This is a genomic window from Nocardiopsis sp. NPDC058789 (assembly GCF_042745575.1).
Classification (GTDB): Bacteria; Actinomycetota; Actinomycetes; order Streptosporangiales; family Streptosporangiaceae; genus Nocardiopsis; species Nocardiopsis eucommiae.
In genome coordinates this window covers 1-15,239 of sequence record NZ_JBHYOW010000026.1, presented here as the reverse complement: position 1 = coordinate 15,239, position 15,239 = coordinate 1, and the positions used below count along the sequence as shown (strand labels likewise).

Here is a 15,239-nt window from a genome sequence, read left to right as displayed (position 1 = left end):
ATGGCCACGGTGACCGAACCCGCCGGAGCCACGGACTCCGGCACGCGTGGCGCGGGGGGTGACGAAGGCCTCCTGCGCAGGAGCTGGTTCCAGGCCCTGCTGGTGGTCGTGGTCCTCGTCGTCGGCTACCAGCTGACCCGTCTGGCGGGCTCGCCCCCCTGGGCCAGCGGCTTCCCCGGTGCCATCGGCAACGGTTTCATGGCCTGGCTCGACGGGGTCTACGCCTGGATCGTCGCGAACCGCAACGACAGCCCGCTGTTCCTCTACTTCTTCAACTACATCTCGGTGGGGCTGGGGTCGGCCGTCGTGCTGATCAACCAGTTCCTGAACGGGCTCACCTGGCTCGGCGTGACCGTCATCGGGGTGGTCGCCTCCTGGCGGGTCGCCGGGTGGCGGGTGGCCCTGCTGGTCCTGGCGACCTTCGCGGTGTTCGCGCTGACGGGGCTGTGGAACGAGTCGATGACGACGCTGTCGCTCATCATCACCTCGGTGTTCATCGCCCTGCTGTTCGGCATCCCGCTCGGCATCCTCGCCGGGCGGAGCGAGGGCTTCTACCGGGCCATCCGCCCGGTGCTGGACTTCATGCAGATCATGCCGGCCTTCGCCTACCTGCTGCCGTTCGTGCTGCTCTTCGGCATCGGGAACGCGTCGGCCGCCGTCGTGACGGCCGTCTACGCGCTCCCGCCGGTCGTGCGGATCACCGCGCTGGGCATCCGCGAGGTGAACAAGGGCGCGATCGAGGCGGCCGCCTCGCTGGGCTCCACCCCGGGCCAGATCCTCACCAAGGTGCAGCTTCCGCTGGCCAAGCGCACCATCCTGCTGGGCGTCAACCAGACCATCATGCTCGCGGTCTCCATGGTCGTGATCGCGTCGGTGATCGGCGCGGGCGGCCTCGGTGACGCCATCTACCAGGCCCTGTCCAAGATCAACGTGGGCCAGGCGTTCCAGGCGGGCCTGGCGATCGTCATGCTGGCGATCGCGATGGACCGCGTCACCGGCGCGGTCGGCCACGGAGCGCACACCCCGAGGATCGAGCCACGGTACAGGATGCCCCTCCTCGGCGGGATGCTCGCGGTCGCGGTCGCGGCCGCCGCCGTGGGGCGCCTCTTCGGACTGGGCGGCTGGCCGCGCGACCTGTCGATCCGGCTCGACATCCCGGTCAACGCCGCCGACAAGGCGATCGAGTCCGCGATCGGTCCGGCCGCCGCCGCACTGGGATCCTGGACGCAGAGCTGGATCCTGGGCCCGCTCGACAACCTGCTGAGCGGATCGCCGTGGTGGCTGGTGACGCTCGCCGCCGCCGCGTTCGGGCTGATCTTCGCCGGGAAGCGGGTCGCGCTGGTCTCCGCCCTGTGCTTCCTGGCGATCGGGCTGCTGGGCGTGTGGGACAACGCCATGGACACGCTCTCCCAGGTGCTGGTGGCCACGGTGGTCACCATCGCGCTGGGCGTGGTCGTCGGCGTCCTGATGTCACGCAGCGACGTGTTCGCCCTGGTGCTCCGGCCGGTGCTCGACTTCATGCAGACCCTGCCACCGTTCGTGTACCTGATCCCGGCGGTGGCGCTGCTCGGGCTGGGGCCCGTCCCCGCCCTGGCGGCCGCGGTCATCTTCGCCCTGCCGCCGGTGATCCGGCTGGTGAACGACGGCATCCGAGGGGTGCCAGTGGGCACCGTCGAGGCAGCGACGTCGCAGGGTTCGACGAAGTGGCAGCTGCTCACGAAGGTGGAGCTGCCCATGGCGCGCGGCTCCCTTCTGCTGGCGGTCAACCAGGGCATCATCCTGGTGCTGTCCATGGTGGTCATGGGCGCGCTGGTCGGCGCGGGCGCGCTCGGCAACGACGTGGTGCTCGGCCTGGCCCAGAACGAACTGGGGCTGGGTATCGCCTCGGGTCTGGCGATCGTGTCCCTGGGTCTGTTCCTGGACCGGGTGACGCAGGGAAGGAGGGCACCCCGTGCCTAGGTTTCTGAGGAGGAGTGCCCTGCTCCGGCTGTTCGCGGCGGGGCTGGCCCTGGTGATGGTGAGCTCCTGCGCGGTGCGCACCGACCAGATCGCCCGCGACCCGAACACCGTGCGGATCGCCGTGAACGGCTGGGTGGGCTACGAGGCGAGCGCCGAGGTGCTGGCCAACATCCTGCGCGAGGAGATGGGCTACGAGGTCCAGCTCGTCCGCGTGGACGAGCAGCCCTCGTGGCAGGCCCTCGACCAGGGCGTCATGGACGTGATCGTGGAGAACTGGGGTCACGAGGACCTGTTCGAGCTCTATGGTCCCGACGGCAACGGCACGGCCGTGGACGGCGGCCCCAACGGCAACGAGGGCGTGATCGGCTGGTACGTCCCCGCCTACCTGGCGGAGGAGATCCCGGAGATCACCACCCTGGAGGGACTGAAGGCCAACACCGACCTGTTCCGTACGGCGCAGACGGGCGAGCGGGGCGAGTTCCTGGCGGGGGCTCCCGGGTTCGTCAGCCAGGACCAGGGGATGATCAACGCCTTCGACCTGGACCTGGAGATCGTCTACGCCGGGTCGGAGGCGGCGCAGATCACCGAGGTGCGGCGCAGGTACGCCAACCAGGAGCCGGTGCTCTTCTACTTCTACGACCCGCAGTGGTTCCAGGAGGAGGTGGACCTGGTCAAGGTCGACTTCCCCGACTACCACGAGGGTTGTGACGCCAACCTGGACGACGTTCCCTGCGACTACCCGGTCTACGACCTGAACAAGATCTTCAGGACCGGTTTCGTGGAGGAGGACGACTACGCGTACCGCTTCCTCCACAACTGGAAGTGGACCAACTCCCAGCAGAACGAGGTCGCGCAGATGATCGCCGACCAGGGGATCTCCCCGCCCGAGGCGGCCGAGATCTGGGTCAACGCGAACCGTGACGTGTGGGAGAAGTGGCTGCCCGAGGGTTACGAGAACCGCGGGTGACCGGAGGGGGCGGGGTCCGGGAGGGCCCCGCTCCTTCGCGTTCACCGCGCGCTCAGTGGCCGGGCCGCTCGTAGCGGAGTCGGCGGCTCACCCAGTAGACGTTCACGCACGCGGCGACGAACCCGACCCCGAGGACGACCACGAGCCAGGCCTGGTGGGTCAGCACGATGGCCGCCGCCGTTCCGAGGAGCAGGACCAGCGCCCCGAACACCGCCAGGACCAGCCGGAAGCCCAGCGCGCTCGCCGGGCGGTCGTGGGTCCCCAGGGCCCCCTTCAACCTGCCGCGTCTGGCACGTTCCATGTCGTTGACACCTCCCTGTGAACAGTCCTACCCCAGTGGAGCCGGACGCACGTTTCGGGGTGCCGTCCCGACGGGTCCCGAGACCGGGAGAATGGGCGGAGGACTCCGCCCCGTCGTCCGAAGGAGAAGGTTGTCCCACCGTGAGGGCCGCGTGCCCGCCTTCCTGGTCGTCGCCCTGCCGCTCGTCCTGCTCCTGACCGGCTGTTCCACCCCCGACACCGAAGCCGAAGCGGAGGCCGAGGAGACCGCGTCCCACATCCCGGTGTTCTGGGTGGAACGTGAGGTGCGGGTGCGCACCCTGGATCGCATGTTCACCGAGGGCGACTCCCACGAGGTCATCGCGAACACGGGTCCCACCAGGGAGGTGCTGTTCGACGCCGGGGTCGTCCACGAAGAGGGCGACGGGTACGCCGTCGAACTCGACAAGGACACGTGGGACACCTCGCTCAACCTGAACCGGATCGACGGTGCCCTGGGGGGCACCATGCGCCAGAACGAGGTCACCTGGTGCGGCGAGGCCGTCGAGGCCGAGGAGTTCGTCGAGGACTACATGGACGAGTTCGCGGGGACCCTCGACAGCCACGAGGCCTACGAGGAGAGCGTCGTCGACTACGTCGACTGCGGGACCGGGAGGCTCTGAGGACTCCCGGGCTCGCGCGCCTTCCGGAACGCGGAGGGGGCACTCCCACACGGGAGTGCCCCCTCGTCGTCTCGGGTGCCTACACGCCGTTCATCAGGGTGGGCAGGGTCTCCTCGTAGGTGGCGCGGAGCTCGTCCAGGCCGATCTCCACCACGCCGCCCGGGTGGCTCACCGACAGGCTCTCGCCGCCGACGGTGCCGATCTGCGTGACGGGAACGCCGTGCTGGGCGGCCAGGGCCACGAAGGCCTCCTCCCGGCCCGGCTTCACGGCGACGATCGCGCGGGCGGCGGACTCGCTGAACAGGGAAGTGAAGGCGTCGCCGTCCACCTCGACCCGCAGACCCCTGCGGCCGCGCAGGGCGGCCTCCGCGAGGGCGACGGCCAGACCGCCGTCCGAGAGGTCGTGCGCCGCCGCGGCCAGGCCCTGCTCGGCGGAGGAGGCCAGCACCTCACCGAGGGCCGCCTCGGCGGGCAGGTCCACCTGCGGCGGCAGCCCGCCCAGGTGATCGTGGACGACGTCGGCCCAGGCGGACCCGCCGAACTCGGCGCGGGTCTCACCCAGCAGGAACACGCGGGCGCCGTCGGTGTCGAACCCGGAGCGCAGCCGGGCGTTGACGTCGTCGATCACCCCGAGCACACCGATCACCGGGGTCGGGTTGATCGCCACGTCACCGGTCTGGTTGTAGAAACTGACGTTGCCGCCGGTCACCGGGGTGCCCAGCTGCTGGCAGGCGTCCGCCAGGCCGCGCGTGGTCTCCGCGAACTGCCACATGACCCCGGAGTCCTCCGGCGAACCGAAGTTGAGGCAGTTGGTCACCGCCAGCGGGCGCGCGCCCGTGGCGGAGACGTTCCGGAAGGCCTCCGCGTAGGCCAGCTGGGTGCCGACGTAGGGGTCCAGGAGAGTGTACCGGCCGTTGCCGTCGGTGGCCAGAGCCACGCCGCGGTCGGAGTCGTCGGAGATCCGGATCATGCCGGAGTCGTGCGGGGTGGACACCACGGTGTCGCCGCGCACGTAGCTGTCGTACTGCTGGGTGACCCAGGTCGGGTCGCACACGCCCGGCGCGCCCAGCACCCGCAGGAGCTGCTCGCGGAGTTCGGCGTCGCCCTCGGGGCGGGGCAGCTTCGCGGCGTCGTCGGCCTGGAGGGCGTCCTGGCTCTCCGGGCGGGCGAAGGGGCGCTGGTAGACCGGGCCCTCGTCGGAGGCGGTCCGGGGCGGCATGTCCACGACGGTCTCGCCGTGCCAGGTCATCACCAGGCGGCCGCCGCGCTCGGCCTCCTCGGGGGTGACCTCGGTGACCTCGCCGATCTCGGCGGCGAGGATGCCCCACTTGTCGCAGACCGCGAGGAAGTCGGGCATCTTGGCGGGCTCGACGATCGCCATCATGCGCTCCTGCGACTCGCTCATGAGGATCTCCTCAGGCGTGAGCCGGTGGTCGCGCAGCGGTACCCGGTCCAGCTGGATGTTCATGCCGCCGGTGCCGCCAGCGGCGAGCTCGGTGGTGGCACAGGAGACACCCGCGGCGCCGAGGTCCTGGATGCCGACGACCATGTCCTGGGCGTACAGCTCCAGGCTGCACTCGATGAGGAGCTTCTCCATGAACGGGTCGCCGACCTGGACGCTGGGCCGCTTGGACTCCAGTTCCTCGTCGAAGGAGGCGCTGGCCAGCACCGAGGCGCCGCCGATGCCGTCGGGGCCGGTGGTGGAACCGAACAGGACCACCTTGTTGCCCGGACCGGGCGCCTGGGCGAGCTTGATGTCCTCGTGTTTGAGCACGCCCACGCACAGGGCGTTCACCAGCGGGTTGCCGAGGTAGCTGCGGTCGAAGCCGATCTCGCCGCCGATGTTGGGCAGACCGAGGCAGTTGCCGTAGAAGGAGATGCCGGAGGTCACGCCGGGCAGCATCCGCTTGGTGTCGTCGGCGTCGGCGGGGCCGAAGCGCAGGGCGTCCATCACGGCCACGGGGCGGGCGCCCATGGTGAGGATGTCGCGGACGATGCCGCCCACACCGGTGGCCGCGCCCTGGTGGGGCTCGACGAAGGAGGGGCTGTTGTGCGACTCGATCTTGAACGTGACCGCGTTGCCGTCGCCGACGTCCACGACCCCCGCGTTCTCGCCCATGCCCACGAGCAGGGCGTCGTTCTCCGGGGCCTTCTCACCGAACTGGCGCAGGTGCACCTTGGAGGACTTGTAGGAGCAGTGCTCGCTCCACATCACCGAGTAGATGGCCAGCTCGGCGGCGGTGGGGCGGCGGCCCAGGATCTCGCGGACCCGGTCGTACTCGTCCCTGGGCATGCCCAGTTCGGCGTACGGCTGCGGAGTGTCCGGACTGGCTGTCGCGGTGGCGACGGTGTCGAGACCGGGTGCTTCAGACATGCGGTGCTTCCGTTCGGGTGTCGCGGGGTTGCGCGGAGGGTGGAGGCCGAGCCTTGGCTGTGTCCGCCGCCCGGCACCGGATCAGTCTGCGGGCGTGCCCGCGTTGCCGAGCATCAGCAGCGGCTGGGCGTCGGGGTCGGCGCCGGTGGAGTTCGCGACCAGGGTCGTGTCGTCGGAGAGCACGGTGTCCACGAGGTCGACGTCGTCCTCGGACTCGACGCCCTGCGGGAGCTCCTGGCGCCAGCCGTTGGCGAGCAGGTGCTCGTACACCGCACGGACCGCCTCCTGGGACTCGCCGTCGAACTCCTCGCCCTCCTCACCCGCGATCACGATGAGGCGGAAGCACTGCCCCTGGGAGCAGTGGGCCTCGTCCTGGTCGACGTAGGTGAACCCGGACGGCGGGCTGCCCAGCGCACCGACCTCCGGCGGGGGAGAGCCCTGCTCGCCCTGCTGCCCGGGGGCCTGCTGCTCCTGGCCGGCACCCGGGGAGACCACCGGGGGCGAGTTGAACGACTGGAAGAGGCCGATGGCCCCGGAGACCACGAGGCCGACCACGACCAGCCCCACGAGTACGTACAGCAGTCTCCGGGAGCGCAGCAGCGCCATCATCGCGAGGATCGTCTCCCTGTCGGGGTGCGTCGGTTCGGTGGTGGGTCAGGCCTGGGCCGGGGCGGCCAGGTGGCCGAGGATCGAGGTGAAGAAGCCCAGCCCCTCGGTGGAGGGTCCGGTCAGCGCCTCGACCGCGTGCTCGGGGTGCGGCATCAGCCCGACCACGTTGCCGTGTGCGTTGGTGACGCCCGCGATGTCGCGCCGCGAACCGTTGGGGTTGCCCCCGACGTAGCGGGCGACGACCCGGCCCTCGGACTCCAGCTGGTCCAGGGTCTCCTCGTCGGCGACGTAGCTTCCCTCGCCGCTCTTGAGGACGACGAGGATCTCCTGGCCCTCGTCGTAGCCGTTGGTCCACGCGGTCCGGGTGTTCTCCATCCGCAGGACCTGGTCGCGGTTGACGAACCGCAGCGAGGAGTTGCGGGTGAGGGCACCGGGGAGCAGGTGGCTCTCGCAGAGGATCTGGAAGCCGTTGCAGATGCCCAGGACCGGCAGGGCGCCCGAACGCGCCGCCGGGACCAGCTCGGACATCAGCGGGGCGAACCGGGCGATGGCGCCGCAGCGGAGGTAGTCCCCGTAGGAGAAGCCGCCGGGCAGGACCACCGCGTCGACCCCCTTGAGGTCGGGGTCCGCGTGCCAGAGCGCGACGGGTTCGGCACCCGCCAGGGAGACCGCGCGAGCGGCGTCCTTGTCGTCAAGGGAGCCTGGGAAGGTGACGACGCCCACACGGGCTGTCATGAGCACACTCCGAGTTTGTTTGTTCGACGGGGAGGAGTCGGCGGCTGGCCCGTCGCCGGGACGGCGGAAGACAGCCTGGCGACGCGAGCGCGGAGGATTCCACGGAACACGCCCCACATCCGCAGCGTACCCGCTCACCTGTGCTCGGGTACGACCCTCACCCCCTTCGAGGGGGTTCGTCCTGTGTGATCCTCCCAAGGAAGGCCCGTCTGGAGGGGGTGCGGGTGTGCGACTCGACAGTCCGCGAGGCGTACGTCACTGGGCGGGGGTAACCCCCGCGCACGCCGCGTCCCGCGCGGACGGCGCGCGGGGACGGGCGGGGACCCGGGTCCGGGGTCGGTCTACAGGAGCGCGAAGCGCGTCGAGGGCTGGCCCCGTTCCGAGGCCCCCCGATGGGCGGGGTCGCAGGTGGTGACGCGTTTGCGCAGGATGACAGTGGTGTGGGGTTCGGGACGCAGGTCGACCTCGTCCATGAGGTACCGCATCAGTGAGATGCCCCTGCCCGATTCCGATGTCAGGCCCGGGAGGGGCGTGTGTTCCGAGGCGAATCTCCGGACGAGCGCCCCGCTCTCAGGGGCCCTCCCGGGCTGGGAGATCTGGAGTTCGCACCAGTGGGTGGCGAGCTCCACGCTCACCTCGTAGTCGGGGGATGTCTCCCCGTGTTCGACGGCGTTGGAACAGGCCTCGGAGGCGGCCAGGAGTATGTCGTCGACACACCCGGCGCACAGGCCCGATCGGCGAAGCAGCGCGCCGAGGACGTCGCGTACGACGGCGACCGTGTACGCCTGCCTGGGGAGGGAGATCGAGAAAACGGTGTCCATCCGTGTACCTCTCGTGCTCCGTGTCGGTTACCAGCTCGGCACGGTAGGAACCCTTCCCGAGGCCGCCGCGGGTAAAACGAACAGCCGCGCCCTCGAAGGGACGCGGCTGAACATCCGGGACACTTCCGACACTCGGGGGACCTGGGGACGCGGTTGGCGACGACCGTTTCCCAGCCGTGCGCCGCTCCCAACCCGTGGCCCCCGGTGCCCCTGGGAACCGGGATCAGGCGGGGCGGACCTCGAAGTCCTCGATCACGGTGTTGGCGAGCAGGGTCTCGGCCAGACGGCGCACGTCGGCGAGCTTCGCCTCGTCCACCTCGCCCTCGACCTCGACCTCGAAGCGCTTGCCCTGGCGGACCTGTTCGATCCCCTCGAAACCGAGGCGGGGGCAGGCGCCGGCGATGGCCTGGCCCTGCGGGTCCAGGATCTCGGGCTTGAGCATGACGTCAACCACGACGCGGGCCACAGGTCCTCCACAGGAAAAATGGGTATGCCACTGGTCCGCCGTTCTGTAGGGCGCCTCGTCCGGACGCGCCTGGCGGGCGACGCCAGCGTATGACACCCGGGGACGCGCACGCGTCCTGGCCAGGGGCCACACGGACCTTTGCCGGGTCCTTGCCGGGACAGGTGACGGATTCGACTCGTTCGTGACCCGTATCACCACAATTGCTGTCATCATTGGGAGCGTGTGGCGGCGTCTTACAGGGTGGAAGTGATCATTCGGTCGTCCCGAGGGGGAATCTTGACGACTCTCGAAAAGGATCAGATCTCCACGACCGGTGGGGCCCGTGACGAGGCGCAGACACTGGACTTCGCCACCGCGGTGACACCGTTCGCCGACCAGCTGTACCCGACGGCCCTGCGCATGACGCGCAATCCGGCCGACGCCGAGGACCTGGTCCAGGAGACGTTCGCCAAGGCCTTCGCGAATTTCCACCAGTTCCGTGCCGGAACCAACCTGCGGGCCTGGCTTTACCGGATCCTGACCAACACCTTTATCAACAGCTATCGCAAGAAGCAGCGGGAACCGCGCCAGGAGACCACTGACGAGATCAAGGACTGGCAACTGGCCGCTGCCGAGACGCACACCTCGTCGGGGATGCGCTCGGCCGAGACCGAGGTCCTGGACCACCTGCCCGACTCCGACATCAAGCAGGCCCTGGCCCGCCTTCCCGAGGAGTTCCAGGAGGTCATCTACCTCGTGGACATCGAGGGGTACGCCTACAAGGAGGTCGCCGCGCGCATGGGCACGCCCCTGGGCACGGTGATGTCCCGCCTGCACCGGGCCCGGCGCCAGCTCCGCGAGATGCTCGCCGACTACGGGCGCGAGCGCGGAATGCGGGTCCCCGCCCAGGAAGCGCGGACCGCGTCCGAGTGACCGTCCGCCTCCGGCCGCGCCCGTGGCCGGAAACCGGGGCCCGAAAAGGTCCGGAGGCCTGCGCCGCCGGGGCCGTGGGGCACACCCGGTAACGGCGTTCGAGCACGCGCCGAGAAGTGCTCCCGGTGAATACGGAACAGACCTGGGCGAAGCGCGGAAACGGGTGGGACCGTCCGCCTTCGGCCACCCACCGGACCCCTGACGGAAAACGCACCGGCAGCGACCCGGGGTCGGCACCGGTGCATTCTCCGTGTTCGGGCCAGCGGACGGTTCAGGGGCCCCAGGGACCTTTCTCCGTCGCCCGCCCCGATTCCGGAACCCCCGCCGTTCCCGACGTTCCCGGAGCCGGTCCGCCCGCGTCCGAGGGGTGAGGTGCCCGCTCCTCCGGGGTCAGCTCCGGCCCCGTCCGCCGGGTGCGGAACCAGACCACGGCCGTGATCGCCACCAGCAGCACGCACGGCACCAGCATCACCGCCGACCCGGCTCCCGAGGAGCGGTCGAACCCCTCGGCGAAGTCGCTGCGCAGGACGGTCGACAGCAGGAAGGCGATCGTGTTGTTCACCGCGTGGATGACCACCGCGATCTCCAGACCCCCCGTGCGCCACGTGACGAGGCTCAGGGCCACGCCCATCGTGAAGTAGTACAGGTTGAGCCAGGGGTCGAGCGCGAGGTGCGCCGTCATGAACAGCAGGCTCGACACCACGACGCCCAGCGCCAGCGCCGTGCGCGGCCCCCGGCCCCAGCTCGCGGCCACCCGGAAGGCCAGGCCACGGAACCCGTACTCCTCACCGGCCGACTGGATCGGCGCCAGCAGGAGCGTGAGGGCGAAGAGCGCGACGAGGTCCCGGAACGGGTAGTCCGCCTCGGGGGCGGCCGGTCCCATCACGGTGAGGACGGCCATGTAGACCGTCCAGAGCGGCAGGATCACCAGGAGCGCCCGTCCGAAGACCTCCATGCGGAAGGCCGACAGCACGGAGTGCAGTGAGGCGCCGCGCACGCCGTACAGCCACCGCTGGATCAGCATGCTCCACGGGAGGAGCAGGGCGAGGCCGAGCAGGGTCGCGGCGTGGAGCACCGGCGTGTACTCGTCGCCGCCGGTCAGCAGGCTGTCCCGGCCGAGGATCAGGTCGATGAGCATGCCGAGGATCGCGAACCCGAAGCTGAGGACCACCATCCCGCCCATGAGGAGCGCGAGCGCGGCGATCCCGCGCCAGACCTGGCGCTTCTCCGTGGTCAGGACCCGGTGGTACTCCCGTCCCGGGGGAACCGGACGGGGGCCGCGTCGCCGTCGTGGAGCCGGGCCCGGCGGCACGCCGTGGGGTGCGCCGGGCCCCTGGGGTGCGGCGGGGGCGGGTGCCGGAGCGGGGTGCGCCGGTGTGTGGTCGTCTTCGGGGTGCATGGTTCGAACCTAGGCCCGGCCGCCCCGCACACGGCAGTCTCCGGAATCACGCGTTTTCGCTGCGAATCACACGGCCGGTCGTATGACAGCTGTCATCCCGTGCGGCGGTGCCACGGCCCCTCGGACCAGCGGCGTCCGTAGGGGCGCGGACACGTTGCCACAAAGTAGTTGGAAGACCTTGTAAAAGCTAGGAAGCCCTGGTAGTTGCGCTGTCGCCAGGGTTCGGGATCATGGGTCGGACAGGGGAAAAGGTGTCGCTGGGGGCTTGCGCTCTCCATAGTGAGTTCTGTCACGATATGGGGAGGGCTGTCCGCACCCACCCAACACCCCGGGTGGACGGACCGTGATCCGGCCGATCAGCGTTCACCCACGCGAAGTCGGCCCCGAGAACCCGAGGAGCGACGTGTCGCACATCGCCGCGCACGAGGAACCGGAGCTCATTCAGCTCCTGACACCGGAAGGGGAGCTGACCGAGCACCCCGACTACCCCCTGGACATCAGCGCGGAGGAGATCCGCGCGCTCTACCGGGACCTGGTGCTGGTGCGCCGGGTCGACAGCGAGGCGATCACCCTCCAGCGCCAGGGCGAACTGGGCCTGTGGGTCTCGCTCCTGGGTCAGGAAGCCGCGCAGATCGGCTCCGGGCGCGCACTGCGCGACCGTGACATGGCCTTTCCCTCCTACCGCGAGCACGGCGTCGCCTGGTGCCGCGGTATCCAGCCCAAGGAACTGCTCAGCATGTTCCGCGGCGCGAGCAACGGTGGCTGGGACCCGCACGAGCACGGCTTCCACCTGTACACGATCGTCATCGGCAGCCAGGCGCTGCACGCCACCGGCTACGCCATGGGCGTCCAGCGCGACGGCGCGGTCGGTGAGGACGGCACCGCCGTCATCTCCTACTTCGGCGACGGGGCCACGAGCCAGGGCGACACCAACGAGGCGTTCAACTTCGCCTCGGTGAACAACGCCCCCGTGGTCTTCTTCTGCCAGAACAACCAGTGGGCCATCTCCGAGCCGTTGGAGCGCCAGTCCCGCGTGCCGATCTACCGGCGCGCGGCCGGTTTCGGCTTCCCGGGCGTCCGTGTGGACGGCAACGACGTCCTCGCCTGCCTCGCGGTCACCCGCGCCGCCCTGGACAACGCGCGGACCGGCAACGGCCCCACGCTGGTCGAGGCGTTCACCTACCGGATGGGCGCCCACACCACCAACGACGACCCCACCCGCTACCGGGACAAGGCCGAGCTCGACGAGTGGAAGGCCAAGGACCCGATCCTGCGCGTGCGCCGCTACCTGGAGGCCAACGGCCTCGCGGACGAGGCCTTCTTCACCGCCGTGGACGAGGAGTCCGACAGGGTCGGTGAGACGGTGCGGACCCAGTGCCGCTCCATGCCCGACCCCGAGCCGCTGGACATCTTCCACGAGGTCTACGCCGAACCCAACGTCCACATCGACCAGCAGCGGGCCGAGTTCGCCGACTACCTGTCCTCCTTCGAGGGTGCGGGCGCGGAAGGGGGCCGCTAGGCCATGGGAACCAACCTCACTATCGGCAAGGCCATCAACGCCGGCCTGCGCGCCGCCATGGAGCACGACCCCAAGGTCCTGATGATGGGCGAGGACGTCGGCAGGCTCGGCGGCGTCTTCCGGGTCACCGACGGCCTGTACAAGGACTTCGGCGCCGACCGGGTCATCGACACCCCGTTGGCCGAGTCCGGCATCGTCGGTACCGCCATCGGTATGGCCATGCGCGGCTACCGCCCCGTCGTGGAGATCCAGTTCGACGGCTTCTTCTTCCCCGCCGCGAACCAGACCTTCACCCAGCTCGCCAAGATGCGCCGCCGCTCGGCGGGCAAGCTCGCCATGCCCGTCGTCATGCGCATCCCGTACGGTGGCGGCATCGGCGCGGTGGAGCACCACAGCGAGTCCCCCGAGGCCTACTTCCAGCACACCGCGGGGCTGCGCGTGGTCACCGTCGCCAACCCGGAGGACGCCTACTGGATGATCCAGCAGGCCATCCGCTCCGACGACCCGGTCATCTTCCTGGAGCCCAAGCGGCGCTACTACGAGAAGACCGAGGTCGACACGGAGGCCTCCATCCACGAGGTCACCCCGCTGGGGTCGGCGCGCGTCGCGCGTCCCGGCACCGACTGCACGCTGCTGGCCTACGGGCCGATGGTCAAGACCGCCCTCCAGGCCGCCGAGGCCGACACCGACCACTCGATCGAGGTCATCGACGTGCGCTCGCTGTCGCCGGTCGACTACCCGACCATCACCGCGTCGGTGAAGCGCACGGGGCGCCTGGTCGTGGCGCACGAGGCGACCCTCACCGGCGGCCCCGGCGCGGAGATCGCCGCCCGGGTCACGGAGGAGTGCTTCTACCACCTGGAGTCGCCGGTCATCCGCGTGGCCGCGTTCGACACCCCGTACCCGCAGTCCAGGCTGGAGGAGCACTACCTGCCGGACCTGGACCGGGTCCTGGACGGCGTTGACCGGGCGTTCGCGTACTAGATCGGGGATACCGCAAGACATGGCGATTCAGAAGAGCACGCCCGCGGTCGACGGCGTGCACGCGTTCACACTGCCCGACGTCGGTGAGGGCCTGGTCGAGGCCGAGCTCCTCACCTGGTACGTCAAGCCGGGCGACACCGTGGCCGACGGTCAGATGATCTGTGAGATCGAGACCGCCAAGGCCGTCGTGGAGCTTCCCTGCCCGTTCTCCGGGACGGTCCGGGAGCTGCTGGCCGCCGAGGGCGAGACGGTGGAGGTCGGCTCGGTGATCATCACCGTGGACGACGGCACCGGCGGTTCCGGTGCCGCCGCCCCGGACACGTCCGGGGCGGCCCGGCCCGAGAAGGCCGGGGAGGCCGAGGAGGCCCGGGAGAAGCCCCTCGTGGGCTACGGGGAGAAGGCCGCCGCCACCCAGCGTCGCGCCCGCCGCCGCCCGAGCCCGTCCGGCCCGGTGTCCCCGCCCGTGCCCAGGCCCGCCGAGGCCGCACCCGCGGTCGAGGCCGTGCCCGCGCCGGGGCGGCCGCTGGCCAAGCCCCCGGTCCGCAAGCTGGCCAAGGACCTCGGGGTGGACCTCAGCACGGTCGCGCCCAGCGGCAAGGGCGGGATCGTGACCCGTGAGGACGTCCACGCGGCCGTCGGGGGCGGCTCCGCGCCCGCTTCGGTGGCCGCCGAGACGGTCACGGAGGCCGCGCCCGCGACGGACCGCACCGCGCGTGAGCGGCGCGTCCCGATCAAGGGCGTGCGCAAGCACACCGCCGCCGCCATGGTGAACAGCGCGTTCACGGCGCCGCACGTCACCGAGTTCCTCCAGGTGGACGTCACGAGGACGATGAAGGCGGTGTCCCGGCTGCGCGAGCGCCGCGACTTCGCCGACGTCCGGGTGTCGCCGCTCCTGCTGGTGGCCAAGGCCCTGCTCATGGCGGTGCGCCGCCACCCGGAGGTCAACTCCTCGTGGGACGAGGAGGCCCAGGAGATCGTGGTCAAGGACTACGTGAACCTGGGGATCGCGGCCGCCACCGAGCGCGGTCTGGTGGTGCCCAACATCAAGGACGCCGACTCCCAGACCCTCCCGGAGCTGGCGGCGTCCCTGAAGGCGCTCACCGAGACGGCGCGTTCGGGGAAGACCACCCCGGCCGACATGTCCGGCGGGACCATCACCATCACCAACGTCGGCGTGTTCGGTGTGGACGCCGGTACGCCGATCATCAACCCGGGTGAGGCCGCCATCCTCGCGTTCGGGCAGATCCGCGACATGCCGTGGGTCCACAAGGGCGAGCTGAGGATCCGGAAGGTGACGACCCTGTCGCTCTCCTTCGACCACCGTCTGGTCGACGGTGAACTGGGCTCCAAGGTGCTGCGCGACGTCGGCACCGCGCTGGAGGACCCGGAGCTGACCGCCCTGGCCTGGGGGTAGTCGAAGTTCGAGGGGCCGGGGGGGGGGGGGGGGGGCCCCCCCCCCCCCCCCCCCCCCGCCGGGGGGGGGGCCCCCCCCCCCGGGGGGGGGGGGGGGGGGTTTTAAAAAAAAAAGCAGGCCCCCCAAAGGAGAGTGTTTA

Annotated in this window: 14 protein-coding genes; 7 read left to right on the top strand and 7 right to left on the bottom strand. The window is 70.4% G+C overall.

Annotated elements, in window-relative coordinates:
• Both ACFW3L_RS25165 and ACFW3L_RS25160 read left to right on the top strand, forming a co-directional pair.
• Complete coding sequence (locus ACFW3L_RS25165) at nt 1-1,959, top strand: ABC transporter permease (RefSeq protein WP_378747273.1); 1,959 nt, start codon at nt 1-3, stop codon at nt 1,957-1,959.
• Nucleotides 1,952-2,926 (top strand): glycine betaine ABC transporter substrate-binding protein, encoded by a 975-nt coding sequence (locus ACFW3L_RS25160; protein ID WP_017546930.1) that lies wholly within the window; start codon nt 1,952-1,954, stop codon nt 2,924-2,926. The genes ACFW3L_RS25165 and ACFW3L_RS25160 overlap by 8 nt, the downstream gene beginning before the upstream one ends.
• Before the next feature lie 52 nt (nt 2,927-2,978).
• Here the strand turns inward: ACFW3L_RS25160 and ACFW3L_RS25155 are convergent, their stop codons facing one another.
• Nucleotides 2,979-3,227, bottom strand: a complete 249-nt coding sequence (locus ACFW3L_RS25155) for a hypothetical protein (protein WP_026129673.1) — start codon at nt 3,225-3,227, stop codon at nt 2,979-2,981.
• A gap of 130 nt (nt 3,228-3,357) precedes the next feature.
• Here ACFW3L_RS25155 and ACFW3L_RS25150 point away from each other — a divergent pair, with 130 nt between their 5' ends.
• A complete protein-coding gene (locus tag ACFW3L_RS25150; RefSeq protein WP_378747259.1) occupies nt 3,358-3,867 on the top strand; it encodes a hypothetical protein in 510 nt (169 codons plus the stop codon).
• A 79-nt stretch (nt 3,868-3,946) separates the two neighbouring features.
• Here ACFW3L_RS25150 and purL read toward each other — a convergent pair whose 3' ends face one another.
• From purL to purS, 5 genes are all read right to left on the bottom strand, one after another.
• Nucleotides 3,947-6,241: a phosphoribosylformylglycinamidine synthase subunit PurL gene (gene purL / locus ACFW3L_RS25145; RefSeq protein WP_378747254.1), complete on the bottom strand. Its 2,295-nt coding sequence runs from the start codon at nt 6,239-6,241 to the stop codon at nt 3,947-3,949.
• 81 nt (nt 6,242-6,322) lie between these two features.
• Complete coding sequence (locus tag ACFW3L_RS25140; RefSeq protein WP_017546936.1) at nt 6,323-6,850, bottom strand: hypothetical protein; 528 nt, start codon at nt 6,848-6,850, stop codon at nt 6,323-6,325.
• A gap of 45 nt (nt 6,851-6,895) precedes the next feature.
• Nucleotides 6,896-7,585, bottom strand: a complete 690-nt coding sequence (purQ, locus tag ACFW3L_RS25135) for a phosphoribosylformylglycinamidine synthase subunit PurQ (protein ID WP_017546937.1) — start codon at nt 7,583-7,585, stop codon at nt 6,896-6,898.
• Nucleotides 7,586-7,926: 341 nt separating this feature from the next.
• Nucleotides 7,927-8,406: an ATP-binding protein gene (locus ACFW3L_RS25130; RefSeq protein ID WP_378747244.1), complete on the bottom strand. Its 480-nt coding sequence runs from the start codon at nt 8,404-8,406 to the stop codon at nt 7,927-7,929.
• Between the two features lie 223 nt (nt 8,407-8,629).
• Entirely contained in the window at nt 8,630-8,872 is a 243-nt protein-coding gene (purS, locus tag ACFW3L_RS25125; protein ID WP_017546939.1) for a phosphoribosylformylglycinamidine synthase subunit PurS, read from the bottom strand.
• Nucleotides 8,873-9,148: 276 nt separating this feature from the next.
• Here purS and ACFW3L_RS25120 point away from each other — a divergent pair, with 276 nt between their 5' ends.
• The gene (locus tag ACFW3L_RS25120) at nt 9,149-9,784 is read left to right on the top strand and encodes a sigma-70 family RNA polymerase sigma factor (RefSeq protein WP_378747235.1); all 636 of its coding nucleotides are present in this window, start codon (nt 9,149-9,151) and stop codon (nt 9,782-9,784) included.
• Between the two features lie 271 nt (nt 9,785-10,055).
• Here the strand turns inward: ACFW3L_RS25120 and ACFW3L_RS25115 are convergent, their stop codons facing one another.
• The gene (locus ACFW3L_RS25115; protein WP_378747229.1) at nt 10,056-11,183 is read right to left on the bottom strand and encodes a CPBP family intramembrane glutamic endopeptidase; all 1,128 of its coding nucleotides are present in this window, start codon (nt 11,181-11,183) and stop codon (nt 10,056-10,058) included.
• 403 nt (nt 11,184-11,586) lie between these two features.
• Between ACFW3L_RS25115 and pdhA the strand changes: the two genes are divergently transcribed.
• From pdhA to ACFW3L_RS25100, 3 genes are read left to right on the top strand one after another with little or no spacing between them, the layout of a single operon-like run.
• Nucleotides 11,587-12,702, top strand: a complete 1,116-nt coding sequence (gene pdhA, locus ACFW3L_RS25110; protein ID WP_378747224.1) for a pyruvate dehydrogenase (acetyl-transferring) E1 component subunit alpha — start codon at nt 11,587-11,589, stop codon at nt 12,700-12,702.
• 3 nt (nt 12,703-12,705) lie between these two features.
• Nucleotides 12,706-13,686 (top strand): alpha-ketoacid dehydrogenase subunit beta, encoded by a 981-nt coding sequence (locus tag ACFW3L_RS25105; protein WP_378747220.1) that lies wholly within the window; start codon nt 12,706-12,708, stop codon nt 13,684-13,686.
• 19 nt (nt 13,687-13,705) lie between these two features.
• Nucleotides 13,706-15,100, top strand: a complete 1,395-nt coding sequence (locus ACFW3L_RS25100; protein WP_378747213.1) for a dihydrolipoamide acetyltransferase family protein — start codon at nt 13,706-13,708, stop codon at nt 15,098-15,100.
• The last annotated feature ends 139 nt before the right edge of the window (nt 15,101-15,239 follow it).